This window comes from Streptomyces sp., from assembly GCF_036566765.1.
Classification (GTDB): Bacteria; Actinomycetota; Actinomycetes; order Streptomycetales; family Streptomycetaceae; genus Streptomyces.
Genome location: NZ_DATCVQ010000316.1, coordinates 15,915 through 37,387 on the forward strand (window position 1 = coordinate 15,915; position 21,473 = coordinate 37,387).

At 70.8% G+C, this 21,473-nt stretch carries 17 protein-coding genes and 1 pseudogene; 13 read left to right on the top strand and 5 right to left on the bottom strand.

All coding sequences use genetic code 11. The features are described 5' to 3' along the window. Nucleotides 1-121: 121 nt before the first annotated feature. The 10 genes from VIU94_RS18265 to VIU94_RS18310 all read left to right on the top strand — a co-directional run bounded on the left by VIU94_RS18265 (nucleotide 122) and on the right by VIU94_RS18310 (nucleotide 12,365). Nucleotides 122-3,070: a M14 family metallopeptidase gene (locus VIU94_RS18265; protein ID WP_331912789.1), complete on the top strand. Its 2,949-nt coding sequence runs from the start codon at nucleotides 122-124 to the stop codon at nucleotides 3,068-3,070. Nucleotides 3,071-3,296: 226 nt separating this feature from the next. Beyond that, nucleotides 3,297-4,307, top strand: coding sequence for a type I glyceraldehyde-3-phosphate dehydrogenase (gene gap / locus VIU94_RS18270; RefSeq protein ID WP_331912791.1), 1,011 nt, complete (start codon nucleotides 3,297-3,299; stop codon nucleotides 4,305-4,307). A gap of 115 nt (nucleotides 4,308-4,422) precedes the next feature. Then, the gene (locus VIU94_RS18275; protein WP_331912793.1) at nucleotides 4,423-5,634 is read left to right on the top strand and encodes a phosphoglycerate kinase; all 1,212 of its coding nucleotides are present in this window, start codon (nucleotides 4,423-4,425) and stop codon (nucleotides 5,632-5,634) included. A 7-nt stretch (nucleotides 5,635-5,641) separates the two neighbouring features. Next, nucleotides 5,642-6,418, top strand: coding sequence for a triose-phosphate isomerase (tpiA, locus tag VIU94_RS18280; protein WP_331912795.1), 777 nt, complete (start codon nucleotides 5,642-5,644; stop codon nucleotides 6,416-6,418). A 130-nt stretch (nucleotides 6,419-6,548) separates the two neighbouring features. Then, nucleotides 6,549-6,779 carry a preprotein translocase subunit SecG gene (gene secG / locus VIU94_RS18285; protein WP_331912821.1) on the top strand — a complete coding sequence of 77 codons (231 nt, stop codon included), beginning with the start codon at nucleotides 6,549-6,551 and terminating at the stop codon, nucleotides 6,777-6,779. A gap of 92 nt (nucleotides 6,780-6,871) precedes the next feature. Continuing rightward, on the top strand, nucleotides 6,872-7,207 hold the full coding sequence (locus tag VIU94_RS18290; protein ID WP_003957010.1) for an RNA polymerase-binding protein RbpA: 336 nt from the start codon (nucleotides 6,872-6,874) through the stop codon (nucleotides 7,205-7,207). A 196-nt stretch (nucleotides 7,208-7,403) separates the two neighbouring features. Continuing rightward, nucleotides 7,404-8,624 carry an MFS transporter gene (locus tag VIU94_RS18295; protein ID WP_331912797.1) on the top strand — a complete coding sequence of 407 codons (1,221 nt, stop codon included), beginning with the start codon at nucleotides 7,404-7,406 and terminating at the stop codon, nucleotides 8,622-8,624. A gap of 56 nt (nucleotides 8,625-8,680) precedes the next feature. Continuing rightward, the gene (pgi, locus tag VIU94_RS18300; protein ID WP_331912823.1) at nucleotides 8,681-10,327 is read left to right on the top strand and encodes a glucose-6-phosphate isomerase; all 1,647 of its coding nucleotides are present in this window, start codon (nucleotides 8,681-8,683) and stop codon (nucleotides 10,325-10,327) included. A gap of 5 nt (nucleotides 10,328-10,332) precedes the next feature. Beyond that, a complete protein-coding gene (locus tag VIU94_RS18305) occupies nucleotides 10,333-10,851 on the top strand; it encodes a PH domain-containing protein (RefSeq protein WP_331912799.1) in 519 nt (172 codons plus the stop codon). Continuing rightward, the gene (locus tag VIU94_RS18310; protein WP_331912801.1) at nucleotides 10,848-12,365 is read left to right on the top strand and encodes a PH domain-containing protein; all 1,518 of its coding nucleotides are present in this window, start codon (nucleotides 10,848-10,850) and stop codon (nucleotides 12,363-12,365) included. The genes VIU94_RS18305 and VIU94_RS18310 overlap by 4 nt, the downstream gene beginning before the upstream one ends. Before the next feature lie 55 nt (nucleotides 12,366-12,420). Here the strand turns inward: VIU94_RS18310 and pgl are convergent, their stop codons facing one another. Genes pgl through tkt form a run of 5 tightly spaced genes read right to left on the bottom strand, consistent with a single transcriptional unit; the run spans nucleotide 12,421 to nucleotide 19,075 of the window. Then, nucleotides 12,421-13,203: a 6-phosphogluconolactonase gene (pgl, locus tag VIU94_RS18315; protein WP_331912803.1), complete on the bottom strand. Its 783-nt coding sequence runs from the start codon at nucleotides 13,201-13,203 to the stop codon at nucleotides 12,421-12,423. Continuing rightward, entirely contained in the window at nucleotides 13,200-14,267 is a 1,068-nt protein-coding gene (gene opcA / locus VIU94_RS18320) for a glucose-6-phosphate dehydrogenase assembly protein OpcA (RefSeq protein ID WP_331912805.1), read from the bottom strand. The genes pgl and opcA overlap by 4 nt, the downstream gene beginning before the upstream one ends. Beyond that, nucleotides 14,264-15,796, bottom strand: coding sequence for a glucose-6-phosphate dehydrogenase (gene zwf, locus VIU94_RS18325; RefSeq protein ID WP_331912807.1), 1,533 nt, complete (start codon nucleotides 15,794-15,796; stop codon nucleotides 14,264-14,266). The genes opcA and zwf overlap by 4 nt, the downstream gene beginning before the upstream one ends. A 4-nt stretch (nucleotides 15,797-15,800) precedes the next feature. Further along, nucleotides 15,801-16,919 carry a transaldolase gene (gene tal, locus VIU94_RS18330; protein WP_331912809.1) on the bottom strand — a complete coding sequence of 373 codons (1,119 nt, stop codon included), beginning with the start codon at nucleotides 16,917-16,919 and terminating at the stop codon, nucleotides 15,801-15,803. 35 nt (nucleotides 16,920-16,954) lie between these two features. Then, on the bottom strand, nucleotides 16,955-19,075 hold the full coding sequence (gene tkt / locus VIU94_RS18335; RefSeq protein ID WP_331912811.1) for a transketolase: 2,121 nt from the start codon (nucleotides 19,073-19,075) through the stop codon (nucleotides 16,955-16,957). Between the two features lie 321 nt (nucleotides 19,076-19,396). On the opposite strand from tkt, the gene VIU94_RS18340 reads away from it, so the two are divergent. The 3 genes and pseudogenes from VIU94_RS18340 to VIU94_RS18350 form a co-directional block, all read left to right on the top strand. Continuing rightward, on the top strand, nucleotides 19,397-20,350 hold the full coding sequence (locus tag VIU94_RS18340; RefSeq protein ID WP_414720969.1) for a heme o synthase: 954 nt from the start codon (nucleotides 19,397-19,399) through the stop codon (nucleotides 20,348-20,350). 117 nt (nucleotides 20,351-20,467) lie between these two features. Then, the gene (locus VIU94_RS18345) at nucleotides 20,468-20,788 is read left to right on the top strand and encodes a hypothetical protein (protein WP_331912815.1); all 321 of its coding nucleotides are present in this window, start codon (nucleotides 20,468-20,470) and stop codon (nucleotides 20,786-20,788) included. A 116-nt stretch (nucleotides 20,789-20,904) separates the two neighbouring features. After that, nucleotides 20,905-21,473, top strand: a pseudogene (locus VIU94_RS18350) (amidohydrolase); the annotation flags it as partial.

The window sequence follows — 21,473 nt, forward strand, 5'->3', positions numbered from 1 at the left end:
GGCGTTTCGCATTCACGCGGACGCCCGCGTCCCCATGCGGTACGCCTTCTTGACACGATCTTGAACTGTCATGAGCCTGGCGTCTGTTCACTTTCGTGGCAGACAACAGCAAGGGGGGCTTATGAGACGCAGGGCGAGATCGATCCTCGCAGCGGCTTCACTGCTGATCGCGGGACTGGCCGCGGCGCCCGCCGCCGGAGCGGCCCAGAACGACGGGGACGGCGACGGCATCTCCGTATGGCGCGCCGAAGTCACCGAGGAACAGGTGCCGCTGCTCCTCGAAGCCGGCGCCGACGGGCACGAACTGAGCGAACAGGTCCCCGACCGGGGCACCGCCACCGTCGAGCTCTACCTCACCGACCGGCAGGCCGGACAGCTGCGCGGCAAGGGCGTCGAGCTCGCCCGGCACACCATCTCCGCCCAGGCCCGCCAGCGCGTCGCGGCCGCCGGGGACGGCGTGTTCCGCCCGTACGGCGGCGAGAACGGCCTCAAACAGGAGATCCTGGCCACCGCCCAGGCCCACCCGGGCATCACCAAGGTCGTCTCCATCGGCAAGTCCCTCAAGGGCCAGGACATCCTCGCCCTCAAGATCTCCAAGGGCGCGACGAAGGCCAAGGACGGCGCCAAGCCCGCCACCCTGTACATGTCCAACCAGCACGCCCGCGAGTGGATCACCCCCGAGATGACCCGGCGGCTGATGCACCACTACCTCGACGGCTACGGCAAGGACCAGCGCCTGACGAAGATCGTCGACTCCACCGAGCTGTGGTTCGTGCTCTCCGCCAACCCGGACGGCTACGACTACACCCATGCTCCCGACGGCGAACGCCAGTGGCGCAAGAACCTGCGCGACAACGACGGAGACGGCCGCATCGCCCCCGGCGACGGCGTCGACCTCAACCGCAACTTCGCCTACAAGTGGGGCTACGACAACGAGGGCTCCTCGCCCGACCCGGCCGACGAGACCTTCCGCGGCACCGCCGCGATGTCCGAGCCCGAGACCCGCGCCCTGGACGCCTTCCAGCGCCGCATCGGCTTCCAGTACGGCGTCAACTACCACTCTGCCGCCCAGCTGCTGCTGTACGGCGTCGGCTGGCAGGTCGCCACCGACACCCCCGACGACGTGGCCCTCAAGGCCCTCGCCGGCACCCCGCAGAAGTCCGCCGTGCCCGGCTACCGGCCGCAGGTCTCCTCCGAGCTCTACACCACCAACGGCGAGGCCGACGGACACGCGGCCAACGTCAACGGCATGCAGATGTTCACCCCCGAGATGTCCACCTGCGCCACCGCCGCCCGCGTCGACCCCGACGACGCCTGGAATCCGGCCGACTGCGCCTCCATCTTCAACTTCCCGGACGACGAGAAACTGATCCAGCAGGAGTTCGCCAAGAACATCCCGTTCGCGCTCGCCGTCGCCGAGTCCGCCGCCCGGCCCGACACCCCCGTCTCGCCGGTCGGCACGCCCGCCCCCGACTTCACCCCGGACGCCTTCACCGCCTCCTACGCCCGCGGCGGCGACCAGGAGGTCCAGGTGACCGCCCGCAAGTCGCTGCGCGGCAAGGAGCTCAAGTACCGCATCAACGGCGGCCGCACGCACTCCGAGGGCCTGGAGCCCTGGCAGGGCGGCGAGACCTACGGCGGCGACGACAACCTGTACTTCGACAAGTACCGCGCCGAGGTCGAGGACGCCCGCCCCGGCGACACCGTCGAGGTCTGGTTCACCGCCCGCACCCGCGAGGGCGCGCGCACCTCGTCCGCCCCGTTCACCTACACCGTCGCCGAACGGCCCCGCGGTGACGTCCTGGTCCTCGCCGAAGAGGGCGGAGCCGCCGCCGCGCAGCACACCGCCGCGTACGTCCAGGCCCTCGCCGCCAATGGCCGCAAGGCCGCCGTCTGGGACGTCGCCGCCCAGGGCGTCCCGCACCCCCTCGGCGTCCTCGGTCACTTCCGCACCGTCGTCTGGTACACCGGCGCCGAGCGGCCCAGCGGGCCGGTCATGCTCGCCGTCCGCGACTACCTCAACGAGGGCGGCAAGCTGATCAACGCCGGTGAGAAGTCCGGCGGGTTCGTCGACATCGGCCGCGCCGACTCCAACGACTTCGCCCAGTACTACCTCGGCGCCTTCCACCGCGCCGGCCTCAAGAACGCGGGCTCCTTCGCCGGATCGGGCGGTTTCGCCGGTACCGGGGCGACGCTCGGAGCGGCCGCCGGCAACCCCCTCGACAACGCCGGCGCGTACACCGTCACCTCCGACAGCCTGAACCCCGGGCAGTTCCCGCAGTTCCGCAGCGCCTCCGGCGGCGACTACCCCGGCGTCCGCACCCCCTTCGAGCCGTACGAGGGCTCCTCCTTCGCCGCCGCCCGGCACGCCGACAACGCCTGGATGCGGATCGCCCGCACCGTCGACCTCACCGCGGTCGACGCCTCGGCCAAGCCCAGCCTGCAGTTCCAGGTCAGCTACGACACCGAGGAGGGGTACGACAACCTGGTCGTCGAGGCCCACACCATCGGACAGGACGATTGGACGACGCTGCCCGACGCCAACGGCGGCACCTCCACCGCCGCCCCGGCCGACTGCGGCGAGGGCTACTACGTCCGCGGCCACCCCTTCCTCGCCCGCTACCTCACCGTCGGGCAGGACGGCTGCGCCACCACCGGCACCAGCGGCTCCTGGAACGCCTTCACCGGCGCCTCCAACGGCTGGCAGCAGGCATCCATCGACCTGAGCGGCTACGCCGGCAAGCAGGTCGAGCTGTCGATCTCGTACATCTCCGACCCGGGCACCAACGAGATGGGCGCGTTCGTCGACGACACCAAGCTCGTCGTCGGCGGCACGGCCACCGGGGCCGAGGGCTTCGAGACCTCGCTCGGCGCGTGGTCCGTACCGGGGCCGCCGGCCGGCAGCCCGGGCAACGGCAACGACTGGGCGCGCTCTCCCGGCCTCTTCCACTCGCAGGCGGCCGTCACCACCCGTGACACCGTTCTGCTCGGTTTCGGCCTGGAACACGTGCTGCGCGCGGACGAGCGCGGGGCACTGATGAGGAAGGCGCTCGGCGCACTGCACGGCTGAGCGGTCGCCCGCTATTTTGATCACGGTGAGTGATCAGGACGAAAGCCGCGTCATGGCCCGAACCCGCCGGTAGGTACGGGCCATGGCGCGATTCCAAGGTTCCGACCTGCACGCGATGTCACTCTCAGGCGTTGGGAGAGGTAGGGTCGGAGGCGGTCGGGGACATCCCTAAAAAAGAACTCGCCGGCGTGTCGAAACCCGGCGTACCTAACGAGGAGATCGGTTCGTGACGATCCGCGTAGGCATCAACGGCTTTGGCCGTATCGGTCGCAACTACTTCCGCGCGCTCCTTGAGCAGGGTGCCGACATCGAGATCGTGGCTGTCAACGACCTGGGTGACACCGCGACTACAGCTCACCTGCTGAAGTACGACACGATCCTGGGCCGCCTCAAGGCCGAGGTCACGCACACCGCCGACACCATCACGGTCGACGGCCACACCATCAAGGTGCTCTCCGAGCGCAACCCCGCCGACATCCCGTGGGGCGAGCTGGGCGTCGACATCGTCATCGAGTCGACCGGCATCTTCACCAAGAAGGCCGACGCCGCGAAGCACATCGCCGGCGGCGCGAAGAAGGTCCTCATCTCGGCTCCGGCCACCGACGAGGACATCACCATCGTCATGGGCGTCAACCAGGACCAGTACGACCCGGCGCAGCACGACGTCATCTCGAACGCGTCCTGCACCACCAACTGCGTCGCGCCGATGGCCAAGGTCCTCGACGAGAACTTCGGCATCGTCCGCGGCCTGATGACCACGGTCCACGCCTACACCAACGACCAGCGCATCCTGGACTTCCCGCACAAGGACCTGCGCCGCGCCCGCGCCGCCGCCGAGAACATCATCCCGACCACGACCGGCGCCGCCAAGGCGACCGCTCTGGTCCTGCCGCAGCTCAAGGGCAAGCTCGACGGCATCGCCATGCGCGTCCCGGTCCCGACCGGCTCGGCCACCGACCTCGTCGTGCAGCTGCAGCGCGAGGTCACCAAGGACGAGGTCAACGCCGTGTTCAAGAAGGCCTCCGAGGACGGCGACCTCAAGGGCATCCTCTACTACACCGAGGACGCGATCGTCTCCTCGGACATCGTGGGCGACCCGGCCTCCTGCACCTTCGACGCCTCCCTGACCATGGTCCAGGAGGGCAACTCGGTGAAGATCCTCGGCTGGTACGACAACGAGTGGGGCTACTCCAACCGTCTCGTCGACCTCACCGTCTTCGTAGGCAACCAGCTCTGAACCGTCCAGGGCTAGGCATCTCGATGTAACCGCAGGGCTCGGGCAGTGCAATGATGCGCTGTCCGGGCCCTGCCGTGTGTGTTGCCCGTTCCGACCTGCAAGGAGTCAGTACCCCATGAAGACGATCGACGAGCTGCTCGCCGAGGGCGTGGCCGGCAAGCGGGTGTTCGTCCGCGCCGACCTCAACGTGCCGCTGGACGGCGACACGATCACCGACGACGGCCGCATCCGCGCCGTGCAGCCCACGATCAAGGCGCTCGCCGAGGCCGGCGCCCGGGTCGTCGTCGCCTCCCACCTGGGCCGTCCCAAGGGCGCCCCGGAGCCTGCGTTCTCGCTCGCCCCGGCCGCCAAGCGGCTCGGCGAACTGCTCGGCGCCGACGTGGCGTTCGCGACCGACACCGTCGGCGACTCCGCCAAGGCCACCGTCGCCGGCCTCGCCGACGGCCAGGTCGCCGTCATCGAGAACCTGCGCTTCAACCCGGGCGAGACCTCGAAGGACGACGCCGAGCGCGGCGCCTTCGCCGACCAGCTCGCCGAGCTCGCCGACGTGTACGTGGGCGACGGCTTCGGCGCGGTGCACCGCAAGCACGCCTCGGTCTTCGACCTCCCGGCCCGCCTCCCGCACGCGGCCGGCTACCTCATCGCCACCGAGGTCGGCGTCCTGCAGAAGCTGACCAGCGACGTCAAGCGCCCCTACGTGGTCGTCCTCGGCGGCGCCAAGGTCTCCGACAAGCTCGCCGTCATCGACCAGCTGCTCGGCAAGGCCGACCGCATCCTCATCGGCGGCGGCATGGCCTACACCTTCCTCAAGGCCAAGGGCTACGAGGTCGGCATCTCCCTGCTCCAGGCGGACCAGATCCCGACCGTCATCGAGTACATGGAGCGGGCCGAGAAGAACGGCGTCGAGCTGGTGCTCCCGGTCGACATCCTGGCCTCGGCGGACTTCCCCGACCTCAAGACCAAGGCCCCGGCCGATTTCATCACGGTCGACGCCGACGCGATCCCCTCCGACAAGGAGGGCCTCGACATCGGCCCGAAGACCCGCGAGCTGTACGCCTCGAAGATCGCCGACGCCGAGACCGTCTTCTGGAACGGCCCGGTGGGCGTCTTCGAGCACCCCGACTACGCCGGCGGCACCCGCGCCATCGCGCAGGCCCTCGTCGACAGCGACGCGTTCACCGTCGTCGGCGGCGGCGACTCGGCCGCCGCCGTGCGCACGCTCGGCTTCGACGAGAATGCTTTCGGCCACATCTCGACCGGCGGCGGCGCCAGCCTCGAGTACCTCGAGGGCAAGACGCTCCCCGGCCTCGCCGCACTGGAGGACTGACCCCCTTATGACCACGCGCACCCCGCTGATGGCGGGCAACTGGAAGATGAACCTCAACCACCTCGAGGCCATCGCGCACGTCCAGAAGCTCTCCTTCGCCCTGAACGACAAGGACTACGGCGCCGTCGAGGTCGCGGTCCTGGCGCCCTTCACCGACCTGCGGTCCGTCCAGACCGTGATCGAGGGCGACAAGATCAAGATCAAGTACGGCGCCCAGGACATCTCGGCGTACGACTCCGGCGCCTACACCGGCGAGATCTCCGGCCTGATGCTGGCCAAGCTGAACTGCGCCTACGTGGCCGTCGGCCACTCCGAGCGCCGGCAGTACCACAACGAGACCGACGAGCTCTGCAACGCCAAGGTCAGGGCCGCGTTCAAGCACGGCGTGACCCCGATCCTGTGCGTCGGCGAGGGCCTGGACGTCCGCAAGGCCGGCCGGCAGGTCGAGCACACCCTCGCCCAGCTCGACGGCGGCCTGAAGTACGTCCCGGCCGAGGAGGCCGAGTCGATCGTGATCGCCTACGAGCCGGTGTGGGCCATCGGCACCGGCGAGGTCGCCACCCCCGAGGACGCCCAGGAGGTCTGCGGGGCCATCCGCGGCCGCCTCGCGGAGCTGTACTCGCAGGAGCTGGCCGACAAGGTCCGCATCCAGTACGGCGGCTCGGTGAAGGCCGGGAACGTCGCCGCGATCATGGCGCAGCCGGACGTCGACGGCGCTCTGGTGGGCGGCGCGGCGCTGGACCCGGAGGAGTTCGTCAAGATCGTCCGCTTCCGCGACCAGTGACGCGACCAGTGAGTATGCGGTAGCGACGATCCGTCGTACTCTTGCGGGGGCCGCCGGGCTGTGTGAGCCTGTCGGCCCCCGTCGTACATACATTCCGAGAATTGCCAGGAAGTAGGGTCCAGCCGTGGTTATGGGGTTCTCGATCGCCCTGATCGTCTTCAGCCTGCTGCTGATGCTGCTCGTGCTGATGCACAAGGGGAAGGGCGGCGGCCTCTCCGACATGTTCGGCGGCGGTATGCAGTCGTCCGTGGGCGGCTCGTCGGTGGCCGAGCGGAACCTGGACCGCATCACGATCGTGGTCGGTCTGCTGTGGTTCGCATGCATTGTCGTACTTGCTCTCATGATGAAGCTGGACAGCTGAGCGCCGTTCTTGTAACTCCAATCACTGGACGCGCGTTGGGCCTTACGTAGACTGGGGCATCTTCGAGCACCATCACGCAGGGAGTTACGACCGTGGCAAGTGGCAACGCGATCCGGGGAAGCCGGGTCGGAGCGGGGCCGATGGGGGAGGCCGAGCGGGGCGAGTCGGCACCGCGCCTCCGCATCTCCTTCTGGTGCTCGAACGGGCACGAGACGCAGCCGAGCTTCGCCAGCGACGCGCAGGTTCCCGACACCTGGGACTGTCCGCGCTGCGGATTCCCGGCCGGCCAGGACCGGGACAACCCGCCGGACCCGCCCCGCACCGAGCCCTACAAGACGCACCTCGCCTACGTGCGGGAGCGGCGCAGCGACGCGGACGGCGAGGCGATCCTCGCCGAGGCGCTCGCCAAGCTGCGGGGCGAGATCTGATGACCATACGGACGGGCCCGGCCCGCGACGCCTGACGTCGCGGCCCGGGCCCGTCCGCGTGATGCCGGGCTGGGGCGTGCGCCTCTACCCACGTGCGCGTCGGACGTGGAGTGCCTCGGGCCGAACGGCGTTGTCAGTGCCGCCCTCTAGGGTCGTGCGGTGAGGGGATCACCGCGGACCTGAGGGGGAGGGCGGGATGACGACCGCATCGACGACGCGGCCGGCCGTACGGGCCGTCCCGGCCTGGCGCGGCGGGTTCGGCCGCCTGTGGACGGCGGCCGTCGTCTCCAAGTTCGGCGACGCGCTGCGCGCCGCGGCGCTGCCGCTGCTCGCCGCCTCCCTCACCGACGACCCGCTGCTCGTCGCCTCCGTCACCGCCTGCGGGTATCTGCCCTGGCTGCTCTTCGGGCTGCTCGGCGGCGCGCTCGCCGACCGGGTCGACCAGCGGCGCGCCATGTGGGCCGTCGACCTGGTGCGCGGCGGACTCGTCGCCGCGTTCGCCGTCGCCGTCGCTCTCGGCCACGCCTCCATCGCCCTGCTGCTCGCGCTCGCCTTCGCCCTCACCGCCCTGCAGACCCTCTTCGACAACGCGGCCACGGCGCTGCTGCCCGCGGTTGTGCCGGCCGAGACGCTCGCCGCGGCCAACGCCCGGCTGATGACCGGGCAGCAGATCGCCGGCGGGGCGCTGGCCGCGCCGCTGACGCCCTTCCTGCTGGCGGCCGGGGCCGCCGTCCCGTACGCCGTGGACGCCGCCACGTACCTCCTCGCCGCGCTCCTGCTGGTCGGTCTGCGGGTCTCCGGGCCGGAACGGCCGCCCAGACCCGCCGGATCCACGCTGCGCGCCGAGACGGCCGAGGGGCTCGCCGTGCTGTGGCGGGACCGGGCGCTGCGCCGGCTCTGCCTCGCGACGACCTTGTGCAACGTCGGCATGGGCGCGCTGATCGCCACCCTCGTCCTGCATGTCACCGGCTGGCTGGACGGCGGCGAGAAGGGGTACGCGCTGGTCATCACCGCCTACGCGGCGGGCAGCGTCCTGGGCGGGCTCGTCGCCCGGCGGATCGCCCAACGGACGGGGCGCATACGGGCGGTGCTCCTGGCCGGCCTGGTCCAGACGGGCTGTCTGGTCGTCATGGGGACCGTGCCCGCCCTCGCGGCGACGGTCGCGGCGATGGCCGTGTTCGGCCTCATGGGCACGGTGTGGAACGCCAACCAGGTGACCCTGATGCAGGAGCGCGCCCCGGAGGGGATGCTCGGCCGCGTCGCCTCCGCCTTCCGCACGCTCGCGGTCGCCGGGGCGCCGCTCGGCGCGCTGCTCGGCGGCGCGGCAGCCGCCGGAGGGGGCCTGAACACGCCAACCCTGTTGGCGGCAGCGCTGTTCGCGCTCGCCGTCGCGTGTCTGGCCCGTCGGATCAATTAGGTTGGAGGGGCAGCGGGGCAAGCAGGCAGCAAGAGAAGAAGTGGGCGATGTCCGAGATGAACACCAGGAGCAGGCTCGACCGGATGCCGGAGTGGGCCGCCCTCGGCAAGCACCGTGAGCAGCTGGGCGATACGCATCTGCGCGAGCTGTTCGCCGCCGACGCGGACCGCGGCGCCGCGTACACCCTGCGCGTCGGCGACCTCCACCTCGACTACTCCAAGAACCTGGTCACCGACGAGACCCTCGCCCTGCTGCGCGAGCTGGCCGCCGCCACCGGCGTCGCCGAGCTGCGCGACGCGATGTTCCGCGGCGAGAAGATCAACACCACCGAGAACCGGGCGGTCCTGCACACCGCCCTGCGCGCCCCGCGCGACGCCGTCGTCGAGGTCGACGGCGAGAACGTGGTGCCCGGCGTGCACGCGGTCCTGGACAAGATGGCCGCGTTCTCCGAGCGGGTCCGCTCGGGGCAGTGGACCGGCCACACCGGGCGGCCGATCCGGAACGTCGTCAACGTCGGCATCGGCGGCTCGGACCTGGGCCCCGCCATGGCCTACGAGGTGCTGCGCTCCTTCACCGACCGCAATCTGACGTTCCGTTTCGTCTCCAACGTGGACGGGGCCGACCTGCACGAGGCGGTCCGCGATCTCGACCCGGCCGAGACGCTGTTCGTCATCGCGTCGAAGACCTTCACCACGATCGAGACCATCACCAACGCCACCTCCGCCCGGGACTGGCTGCTCACCGGTCTGAACGCCGGTCAGGAGGCCGTCGCCAAGCACTTCGTGGCCCTGTCGACGAACGCCGAGAAGGTCGCGGAGTTCGGCATCGACACGGCCAACATGTTCGAGTTCTGGGACTGGGTCGGCGGCCGCTACTCGTACGACTCCGCCATCGGCCTCTCTCTGATGGTCGCCATCGGGCCGGACCGCTTCCGCGAGATGCTCGACGGCTTCCACCTGGTCGACGAGCACTTCCGTACCGCCCCGCCGGAGGAGAACGCGCCGCTGCTGCTCGGCCTGCTCGGCGTCTGGTACGGCGCGTTCTTCGACGCCCAGGCGCACGCGGTCCTGCCGTACTCGCACTATCTGTCGAAGTTCACCGCGTACCTTCAGCAGCTCGACATGGAGTCCAACGGCAAGTCCGTCGACCGCGACGGCCGGCCGGTCGACTGGCAGACCGGGCCGGTGGTCTGGGGCACGCCCGGCACCAACGGCCAGCACGCGTACTACCAGTTGATCCACCAGGGCACCAAGTTCATCCCGGCCGACTTCATCGGCTTCGCCGAGCCCGTCGCCGACCTGCTGCCCGGCCTGGTCGCCCAGCACGACCTGCTGATGGCGAACTTCTTCGCCCAGACGCAGGCGCTGGCCTTCGGCAAGACTCCGGAGGAGGTGCGCGCCGAGGGCGTGGCCGAGGAGCTCGTGCCGCACAAGACCTTCAAGGGCAACCACCCCACCACCACGATCCTGGCCAAGGAGCTGACGCCCTCCGTCCTGGGCCAGTTGATCGCGCTGTACGAGCACAAGGTCTTCGTGCAGGGCGCGGTCTGGAACATCGACTCCTTCGACCAGTGGGGCGTCGAGCTCGGCAAGGTCCTCGCCAAGCGGATCGAGCCGGTGCTGACGACGGGCGAGGGAGCGGACCGGCTGGACGGGTCGACGGCCGGCCTGGTCTCCGTCTACCGCACGCTGCGGGGACGCTGACCGGTATGACGACCACGGGGGAGGACACGGTGCAGGAAGAGGTACGGCTGCGGCCGCCGAGGAACACGCTGGACGGCCGGGCGGTCGGCTGGTGGCGGACGCGGTTGCTGATCACGACGGCCGTGCCGGCAGTGATCCTGGGCGTGCTCGGCGCGCTCATCACGCCGGCCCGGTTCTGGCTGCTGCTGCCCGCCGCGATCATCGCGGCGGTGGGCCTCGCCTGCACCGCGATCTTCCCCCGCTGGTGGTTCAGGGTGCACCGCTGGGAGGTCACCGACGCCGCCGTGTATGTGCGCACCGGGGCCTTCTGGCAGGAGTGGCGGATCGCGCCGATGTCCCGGATCCAGACGGTGGACACGGTGCGCGGCCCGCTGGAGCAGGCCTTCCGGCTGGCCACGGTGACGGTGACCACCGCCTCGTCCAAGGGTGCGATCCGGATCGAGGGCCTCGACCACGAGCTCGCCGCCGAGCTCGCGGAGCGGCTCACGCTGATCACCGGGGAGACCCCCGGGGACGCCACATGACCGCCCCGCAGGACGTGGAGGAGGACTGGCGGCAGCTCGACAAGCGGACGGTCCTCGTCAGCGCCGCCGTCACGGCCGGCGTCGCCGCGGGCGCCGCTGTGCCCATCGCCCTCGGCCTGGCCAACGGCATGCCGCTGTGGCAGGCCGCGGCCTGGGTGCTGGCCGGGGTGACGCTGATGATCGCCGGAGGCGCCGCCGCGGACTACGTCCGGTGGCGCAGGACCCGCTACCGGATCGGCCCCGAGCGGGCCGAGCTGCACAGCGGTCTGCTGCTCGTCACCCGCCGCTCGCTGGCCCGCGAGCGGATCCGCAGCGTCGACCTCACCGCCCACCCGCTGCTGCGGATACTCGGCCTGGTCAAGGTCCGCATCGGCACCGGTGAACAGGCGGCCGGCGAGTCCACGCTGGAGCTCGACCCGGTCGCCAAGGCCGAGGGCGAGCGGCTGCGCCGGCTGCTGCTCGAACGGCCCGCCACCGCCGGCGTGGACACCGGGCAGGACGGCCCGCTGGCCGTGTTCGACCCGCGCTGGATCCGCTACGCCCCGGTCTCCTTCGCCGCCCCGCTGCTCGGCGGGGCGGCGGCCGGCGCCGTGATGCAGGTCAGCGAGTGGTTCGGGGCACAGGGCAAGGTCATCGACTGGGTGCGCGACCGCTTCGAGGACACGCCGATCGTCTGGATGATCGTGGTCCTCGTCCTGGCCGCGCTGCTCGCGGGTCTCGTCGGCGCGGTCGGTCTGTGGGCCGAGATGTGGTGGAACTTCCGTCTGGAGCGCGAGCCCGGCGGCACCCTCCGCGTCCGCCGCGGTCTGCTCACCGCCCGCTCGATCTCCATCGAGGAGCGCCGGCTGCGCGGCGTGGAGCTGGTCGAGCCGCTCGGCGTGCGGACCTTCCGCGCCGCCCGGGTGGACGCGGTCGCCACCGGCATCGCCGAGGACGACGAGAACGAGCATGCCGAGCTCAAGACCCTGCTGCCGCCCGTGCCCCGCGCGCTCGCCGACGAGATAGCGGCGCGGGTACTGCGTGAGCCGGTCGCCCCGACCGGCGCGCCGCTCCTGAGCCACCCCGATGCCGCCCGCGCCCGCCGGCTCCGCTGGGCCCTGTGGTCCGCCGCCGTCCCCGTCGCGGTCCTCGCCGTCCTCGGCGCCCTGCTCACACGTGTGTTGCTCTACATCGCCGGCGGCTGCGCCCTCGTCCTCGTCCCGCTCGCCGTGCTGGCCGCCCGGGACGCCTACCGCAATCTGGGCCACGGCATCACCGGCGACTACCTGGTGACCCGCTCCGGCGTCCTGCGCCGTGCCACCGTCGCCCTCCAGCGCGGCGGGGTCATCGGCTGGACGGTGAAGCAGTCGGTCTTCCAGAGCCGGGCGGGCCTGCTCACCCTGACGGCGACGACGGCCGCCGGCGCCGGCGCGTACGACGTCCACGACGCGTCCGAGACCGAGGGCCTGCGCTTCGCCGCCGAAGCGGTCCCGGAGCTGCTGGGCCCGTTCCTGGAGCCGGCTCCCCGCTCCTGACACGCCGAAGGCCCGGCCCACCTGGACGGTGGGCCGGGCCTTGTGGCGTACCGGGTCAGGCGGAGGCCGGGGGGTACAGGTCGCGCGGCAGGGCCGAGGCCGCGGCGGTGTCCAGGAGCCACAGCGTGCGGGAGCGTCCGTACGCGCCCGCCGCCGGGACCTGGACCTCGCCCGCGCCGGACAGCGCGAGCTGGGCGGCCTTCGCCTTGTCCTCGCCGGCCGCCAGCAGCCAGACCTCGCGCGCAGCCCGGATCGCCGGGAGGGTCAGCGAGATCCGGGTCGGCGGGGGCTTCGGCGCGCCGTGCACGCCGACCACCGTCAGCTCCGTCTCCCGCACCGCCGGCAGCTCCGGGAAGAGCGAGGCGACATGGGTGTCCGGGCCGACGCCCAGCATCAGGACGTCGAAGGCCGGCACCCCGGAGTGGTCCTCGGGACCGGCCGCGGCAGCCAGTTCCGCGGCGTAGGCCGCAGCGGCGGCGTCCACGTCCGAGCCGTACGGGCCGTCCGACGCGGGCATCGCGTGGAGCCGGGCCGGGTCCAGCGGCACCAGGTCGAGCAGCGCCTCCCGTGCCTGGGTGACATTGCGGTCCGGATGCCCGTCCGGCAGGAACCGCTCGTCGCCCCACCACAGATCGAGCCGCGACCAGTCGATCGCGTCCCGCGCCGGCGCCGAACCGAGCGCCGCCAGCAGGCCGTTGCCGTTGCGCCCGCCGGTGAGGACCACCGAGGCGGAGCCGCGGGCGGCCTGGGCGTCCACGACCTTCGTGATCAGCCGGGCCGCCGCGGCCTGCGCCATCAGCTCCTTGTCGCGGTGCACGACGAGCTGCGGAGCACTCACTTGGACGCCGCCTTCTTGACCGGGGCCTTCTTCGCGGCGGCCGGAGCCTTGGCCTCGGCCTCCGCCGGAGCATCAGCTGTCGCCGGAGCCTCAGCCGCCGACGCGGCCTTGGCCGGAGCCGACGAGTTCGCAGCCCTGCCCTCGCCCAGCCGCGCCACGCCGACCCGCAGCGTCGACGCGTACGTGTCGTCCGGGTCGAGCCGCCGCAGCTCCTCCGCGATCAGCTCGGCCGTCTCGCGGCGCTTGAGCGCCACCGCACGGTCCGGCTGACCCTCGATGGAGAGCGTGGCCAGCGAGCCGTCCGGCCGGTCGAGCACGATCGGACCGCAGTCCGACTCCAGGCGTACGGAGGTCAGCCCGGGGCCGGCCGAGACGAGCCGGTTCACCGGCACGTTCAGCCGGTCCGCCAGCCACATGGCCAGCAGCTCGACGCTCGGGTTGAGCTCCTCGCCCTCGACCTCGGCCGACTGGACCTGGCACTCGACCTGGTCAAGGGCGGCCGCGAGCATCGAACGCCACGGCGTGATCCGGGTCCAGGCCAGGTCCGTGTCGCCCGGGGTGTACGCCCCGGTGCGCGCCGCCAGCTCCTCGATCGGCTGCTCGCAGGCGTACGCGTCGGTCACCCGGCGCTGTGCGAGGGCGCCCAGCGGATCGTTGGTCGGGTCGGTCGGCGCGTTCACCGGCCACCAGACGACGACCGGCGCGTCCGGCAGCAGCAGCGGCAGCACCACCGACTGGGCGTGGTCGATGACCTCGCCGTACAGCCGCAGCACAACCGTTTCGCCGGTGGACGCGTCCGCGCCCAGGCGCACCTCGGCGTCGAGCCGGGCCTTGGCCCGGTCGCGCGCCGAGCGGGCGGCGCGCTTGATGACCACCAGGGTCCGCGAGGGGTGCTCGCGGGACGCCTCGTTGGCGGCCTTCAGCGCGTCGTACGCGTTCTCCTCGTCGGTGACGATGACGAGGGTCAGCACCATGCCGATGGCCGGCGTGCCGAGCGCCCGCCGTCCGAGCACCAGCGCCTTGTTGATCTTGCTTGACGTGGTGTCAGTCAGGTCGGTCTTCATGGCCGGCGCCAGCTCCGTCCGTCTCGTGCGAGCATTTCGTCCGCCTCGGCCGGTCCCCAGGTCCCGGCCTGGTACTGCGCGGGCTTGCCGTGCTTGTCCCAGTACCGCTCGATCGGGTCGAGGATCTTCCAGGACAGCTCGACCTCCTCGACCCGCGGGAAGAGGTTGGAGTCGCCGAGCAGGACGTCGAGGATCAGCCGCTCGTAGGCCTCGGGGCTGGACTCGGTGAAGGACTCGCCGTACGCGAAGTCCATCGAGACGTCCCGGACCTCCATCTGCGTGCCGGGCACCTTCGCGCCGAACCGCAGGGTCACGCCCTCGTCGGGCTGGACCCGGATGACCAGGGCGTTCTGCCCGAGCTCCTCCGTCGCCGTGTGGTCGAAGGGGGAGTGCGGGGCGCGCTGGAAGACCACCGCGATCTCGGTGACCCGGCGGCCCAGGCGCTTGCCGGTGCGCAGGTAGAAGGGGACGCCCGCCCAGCGGCGGTTGTCGATCTCCAGCTTGATGGCCGCGTAGGTGTCGGTCTTCGACTTGGGGTCGATGCCGTCTTCCTGCAGGTAGCCGACGGCCTTCGCGCCGCCCTGCCAGCCGGCCGTGTACTGCGCGCGCACCGTGTGCCCGCCCAGGTCGTCCGGCAGCTTCACCGCGCCCAGGACCTTGGTCTTCTCCGCCGCCAGCGCGTCCGCGTCGAAGGAGGCGGGCTCCTCCATGGCGGTCAGCGCGAGCAGCTGCAGGAGGTGGTTCTGGATGACGTCACGGGCGGCGCCGATGCCGTCGTAGTACCCGGCGCGGCCGCCGATGCCGATGTCCTCGGCCATGGTGATCTGGACGTGGTCGACGTACGACCGGTTCCAGAGCGGCTCGAACAGGGTGTTGGCGAAGCGGAGCGCCAGGATGTTCTGGACGGTCTCCTTGCCCAGGTAGTGGTCGATGCGGAAGACCTGGTCCGGGGTGAAGACCTCGTGGACGACCTCGTTGAGCTCCACGGCGGAGGCCAGGTCGTGCCCGAAGGGCTTCTCGATGACCGCGCGCCGCCAGGAACCCGCCGGCGGTTCCGCCAGGCCGTGCTTCTTCAGCTGCTGGACGACCTTGGGGAAGAACTTCGGCGGCACCGAGAGGTAGAACGCGAAGTTGCCGCCGGTGCCCTGCGCCTTGTCCAGCTCCTCGACGGTGGTCTTCAGCTGGTCGAAGGCGTCGTCGTCGTCGAAGTCGCCCTGGACGAAGCGCATCCCCTGGATCAGCTGCTGCCACACCTCCTCGCGGAACGGCGTGCGGGCGTGCTGCTTGACGGCCTCGTAGACCTCCTGCGCGAAGTCCTCGTCCTGCCACTCGCGGCGGGCGAAGCCGATGAGCGCGAAGCCCGGCGGCAGCAGACCGCGGTTGGCCAGGTCGTAGACGGCAGGCATCAGCTTCTTGCGGGACAAATCGCCCGTGACACCGAAGATCACCAGGCCCGACGGCCCCGCGATGCGCGGGAGCCGTCGGTCTGCGGCGTCACGGAGCGGGTTGGCTCCGTGGACTGCGCTCAAGGTGTTACGCCTCCGAAGGTGCGAGGCGATCCAGCTCCGCCTCGGTGGACTTGAGCAGGTCGTTCCAGGACGCCTCGAACTTCTCGACGCCCTCGTCCTCCAGGACCTGGACGACGTCGTCGTACGACACGCCCAGCTTCTCCACGGCGGCGAGCTCGGCACGGGACTGCTCGTAGGTGCCGCGGATGGTGTCGCCGGACACCACGCCGTGGTCGGCGGTGGCGTCCAGGGTGGCCTCCGGCATGGTGTTCACCGTGCCGGGCGCGACCAGGTCGACGACGTACAGGGTGTCCTTGTACGCCGGGTCCTTGACGCCGGTCGAGGCCCACAGCGGACGCTGCTTGTTGGCCTGCGCCTTGTCGAGCGCGGCCCAGCGCTCGCCGCTGAACACCTCTTCGTACGCCTCGTACGCCAGCCGGGCGTTGGCCAGGGCGGCCTTGCCCTTGAGCGCCTTGGCCTCGTCGGTGCCGAGGGCGTCCAGCCGCTTGTCGATCTCGGTGTCCACGCGGGACACGAAGAAGGACGCCACGGAGTGGATCTTGGAGAGGTCCAGGCCGCGTTCGCGGGCCTTCTCCAGACCGGCCAGGTAGGCGTCCATGACGGCGCGGTAGCGCTCCAGCGAGAAGATCAGCGTCACGTTGACGCTGATGCCGAGGCCGATGACCTCGGTGATCGCCGGCAGACCCGCCTCGGTGGCCGGGATCTTGATGAGCGTGTTGGGACGGTCCACCAGCCAGGCGAGCTGCTTGGCCTCGGCGATCGTGGCCACGGTCTCGTGGGCCAGCCGCGGGTCGACCTCGATGGAGACCCGGCCGTCCTGGCCGTCCGTCGCGTCGAAGACCGGGCGCAGGATGTCGGCGGCGTCGCGGACGTCCGCCGTCGTGATCATGCGGATGGCCTCGTCGACGGTCACCTTGCGGGCGGCGAGGTCGGCGAGCTGCTGCTCGTACCCGTCACCGTGCGAGATCGCCTTCTGGAAGATCGACGGGTTGGTGGTCACACCGACCACGTGGCTCTGGTCGATCAGCTCGGCGAGGTTGCCGGACGTGATCCTCTTGCGCGAGAGGTCGTCCAGCCAGATCGCGACGCCTTCGTCGGAGAGGCGCTTGAGAGCGTCTGTCATGAGAATTGCATCTCCAAAAGTCGTACGTATGCGCGTCAGCGCGCGTCGTCGGCGAGCCCTGAAACGAGATCGAGCGATTCCCGGGCGGCGGCGGCCACCGCGTCGGCCGTGAAGCCGAACTCGCGGAAGAGGACCTTCGCGTCCGCCGAGGCGCCGAAGTGCTCCAGCGAGATGATCCGGCCGGCGTCGCCGACGTACTTGTGCCAGGTCAGGCCGATGCCGGCCTCGACCGCCACCCGCGCCTTGACCGACGGCGGCAGGACGGAGTCCTTGTACTCCTGGTCCTGCTCCTCGAACCACTCCACCGACGGCATCGAGACCACGCGGGTCGGGATGCCGGCGGCCTGCAGCTGCTCGCGCGCCTCGACGGCGAGCTGCACCTCGGAGCCGGTGCCGATCAGGACGACCTGCGGCTCCGCGCTCTGCCCGGAGGGCCCTTCGGCGTCGAAGAGCACGTAGCCGCCCTTGGCCGCGTCCTCGTTCGGCGCGTACGTCGGCACGCCCTGACGGGTGAGCGCCAGACCGTGCGGCTGCGTCTTGCCGAACACCTTCGAGTGCCGCTTGGTGATCTCGCGCCAGGCGATCGCGGTCTCGTTGGCGTCCGCCGGACGGACGATGTTCAGACCGGGGATCGCGCGCAGCGAGGCCAGGTGCTCCACCGGCTGGTGCGTCGGGCCGTCCTCGCCGAGACCGACCGAGTCGTGCGTCCAGACGTACGTCACCGGCAGGTGCATGAGCGCCGAGAGCCGCACCGCGTTGCGCATGTAGTCGGAGAACACCAGGAAGGTGCCGCCGTAGATCCGCGTATTGCCGTGCAGCGCGATGCCGTTCATCTCCGCGGCCATCGAGTGCTCGCGGATGCCGAAGTGGATCGTGCGGCCGTACGGGTCGGCCTCCGGCAGCGGGTTGCCCTTGGGCAGGAACGAGGACGACTTGTCGATCGTCGTGTTGTTCGAGCCGGCCAGGTCGGCAGAGCCGCCCCACAGCTCCGGGATGACCTCGCCCAGCGCCTGCAGCACCTTGCCCGAGGCGGCACGGGTCGCGATGCCCTTGCCCGCCTCGAAGACCGGAAGCTTGGCCTCCCAGCCCTCGGGGAGCTCGTTGGCCTGGATGCGGTCGAACTCGGCGGCGCGCTGCGGGTTGGCGGTGCGCCACGCGGCCAGCGACTTCTCCCACTCGGCCTTGGCCTCGCGGCCACGGTCGCCGAGCGCGCGGGTGTGGTCGATGACCTCGTCGGTGACCTCGAAGCTCTGCTCCGGGTCGAAGCCGAGGACGCGCTTGGTGGCCGCGACCTCCTCGTCGCCCAGCGCCGAGCCGTGCGCGGCCTCGGTGTTCTGGGCGCTCGGGGCCGGCCAGGCGATGATCGAGCGCATCGCGATGAAGGACGGACGCTCGGTCTCCGCCTCGGCCGCCTTGATCGCGGCGTACAGCGCGGCCGGGTCCAGGTCGCCGTTGGCCTGGGGCTCGACGCGCTGGACGTGCCAGCCGTACGCCTCGTACCGCTTCATGGTGTCCTCGGACACGGCGGTCTCGGTGTCGCCCTCGATCGAGATGTGGTTGTCGTCCCACAGCAGGATCAGGTTGCCGAGCTTCTGGTGGCCGGCCAGGGACGAGGCCTCGGCGGCGATGCCCTCCTGGAGGCAGCCGTCACCGGCGATCACGTAGATGTTGTGGTCGAACGGGGAGGCGCCGGGGGCCGCCTCCGGGTCGAACAGGCCGCGCTCGTAGCGGGCGGCCATCGCCATGCCCACGCCGTTGGCGACGCCCTGGCCCAGCGGGCCGGTGGTCGTCTCGACGCCCGCGGTGTGGCCGTACTCCGGGTGCCCGGGGGTCTTCGAGCCCCAGGTGCGGAAGGCCTTCAGGTCGTCCAGCTCGAGACCGAAGCCACCCAGGTACAGCTGGGTGTAGAGCGTCAGGGACGAGTGCCCGGCGGAGAGCACGAAACGGTCGCGCCCCACCCACTCGGGGTCGGCCGGGTCATGGCGCATCACCTTCTGGAAGAGGGTGTAGGCGGCGGGAGCCAGGCTCATGGCCGTACCGGGATGGCCGTTGCCGACCTTCTGTACGGCGTCCGCGGCCAGGATGCGAGCGGTGTCCACGGCCCGCTGGTCCAATTCGGTCCACTCGAGGTCTGTGGTGGTCGGCTTAGTGCTCACCCTGGGTCAGGGCTCCTCTCCACATGATCTGTAGCCGGTGACTGAGGGTGTACCGGCGTTGCCGAGCCTACCCCCGACTTAATGCCCCTCATTTTCGCCTGGGGGCCCCTCAAATGAGCGAATACAGCAAGAGTGCCGGTCACTCTGTCAGTTCGCCTCCCGAGTCGTGTCGACGCGTGTCCATCCCTTGGGACGAGCGTCCTCAACACGACCCCACCCCCGCGAAGAACGGCGTATGGGCAACGTCTACAGTGGCGTGGTACGCGCAAGTCTTCACCCCGTCTTCATTCGGGGAGCTTGCTGGGAAATTCTCTGTCAGGGGTGTGCGTGACGGCCGTCGAGAACCGACCCGCCGGGGTCGTCTTGACTCCCAGCCCGGGCGGCCATCGGCCGTTCGGGGCTCGCGTCAAGGCATTCGTGGCGCTGACGAAGCCGCGAATCATCGAGCTGTTGCTCATCACCACTGTTCCGGTGATGTTCCTCGCCGAACAAGGTGTGCCGAACATGTGGCTGGTGCTCGCCACGTGCACCGGCGGCTATCTGTCCGCGGGCGGCGCCAATGCGCTGAACATGTACATCGACCGCGACATCGACGCCCTGATGGACCGCACCTCCCAGCGCCCGCTGGTCACGGGCATGCTCACCCCGCGTGAGGGGCTGATCTTCGGCATCACCCTCGCCGTGGTGTCGACCCTCTGGTTCGGCCTGCTGGTCAACTGGCTCTCCGCCTTGCTCTCGCTCGGCGCCCTGCTGTTCTACGTGATCGTCTACACGATGATCCTCAAGCGGCGCACCTCGCAGAACATCGTCTGGGGCGGCATCGCCGGCTGTCTGCCGGTGCTGATCGGCTGGTCGGCCGTCACCAATTCGATGTCCTGGGCCGCCGTCATCCTCTTCCTGGTCATCTTCTTCTGGACCCCGCCGCACTACTGGCCGCTGTCCATGAAGGTGAAGGACGACTACGCGCGGGCCGGCGTGCCGATGCTCCCGGTCATCGCCTCCAACAAGGTGGTCGCCAAGCAGATCGTCGCCTACAGCTGGGTGATGGTCGCCGTCTCGCTGCTGCTCACCCCGCTCGGCTACACCGGCTGGTTCTACACCGCCGTGGCGCTGCTGACCGGCGGCTTCTGGCTCTGGGAGGCGCACGCGCTGCTCGCCCGTGCGAAGGGCGGCGCGACCGGCGCCAAGCTCAAGGAGATGCGCCTCTTCCACTGGTCCATCACCTATGTCTCGCTGCTCTTCGTGGCGGTCGCGGTGGACCCCTTCCTCAGGTAGGCCGTCCGGGGGATTCCCCGGACCCCTTCGGGCGTTTCTTCGACGGCCGGGCCACGTGGGACACCCCACACGGCCCGGCCGTCGCCAGTGGATCTACCGCTGGGTAGCATCCTTGTCATGGCAGACACCAAGCAGGCAGAGCGCAAGGCGGCGCGGCTCGCCAAGCAGATCCAGGCGTTCTCCAAGAAGCACGGCGGCGCCGAGGGGCAGCTCGCCTACATCGGCCAGATGGGCGCCCGGATCGTCCTCGTCGGCGAGGACGGCGGCTGGGGCGACCTGGTGGCCCCCTCGTACACCGTCGCGCAGAGCGCCGCCGAGAAGGCCGGGCTCACGCTCCACGACGAGTTCGACGGCGAGTTCGCGGCGAAGGTCGTCACCGGCCCGTACGAGTGGACCCGCATGGCCGGCATCCAGCTCGGCGGCCCGGCGAACAAGTAGGGCGAACAAGTAGGACGTTCGCACGAGCGGAGCGCTCGGACGAGGAGAGGCAACACCTCGCGCGGGGCTCACCCGTTAGGACGGGTGGAAGCACGTCCACGCAGGGAGCCCCCCGAATGATCGAGACCCCGACTCTGGTGGACCAGTACTGCCACGGGGTGCTCCGTACGGAGCTCGGCCTCGGCACGTTCGAGGCCCACCTCGGCAGAACCCCCGGGCCGCCCGCGCCCGGCACCACCTTCTTCGACACCCAGACCGGCTTCGCGGTACGCCGCTGGTGCCCGCCGCTGCTGGGCCTGGAACCGCACTGCCCGCCCGCCCGCTATCTCGCCCGCCGTCGTGAGCTCGGCGTCCTGGAGTCGGGCCGGCGGCTGCTGCGCGCCTCCGGGATCTCCACCTATCTGGTCGACACCGGAATGCCCGGCGACCTCACCGGGCCGGCCGAGATCGCCGCCGCCGGGGCCGCCCAGGCGCACGAGATCGTCCGCCTCGAACTCCTGGCCGAGCAGGTCGCCGACACCTCCGGCACCGTGGACGCGCTGCTCGCCAATCTGGCCGAGGCCGTGCACGGCGCGTCCGCGACCGCCGTCGCTTTCATCTCTGTGGCGGGAGTGAGTCGGGGGCTCGCCCCCGCGCCCGAGCCGCCGGGGCCGGGGGAGGTGCGCGGCGCGGCCGGGCGCTGGCT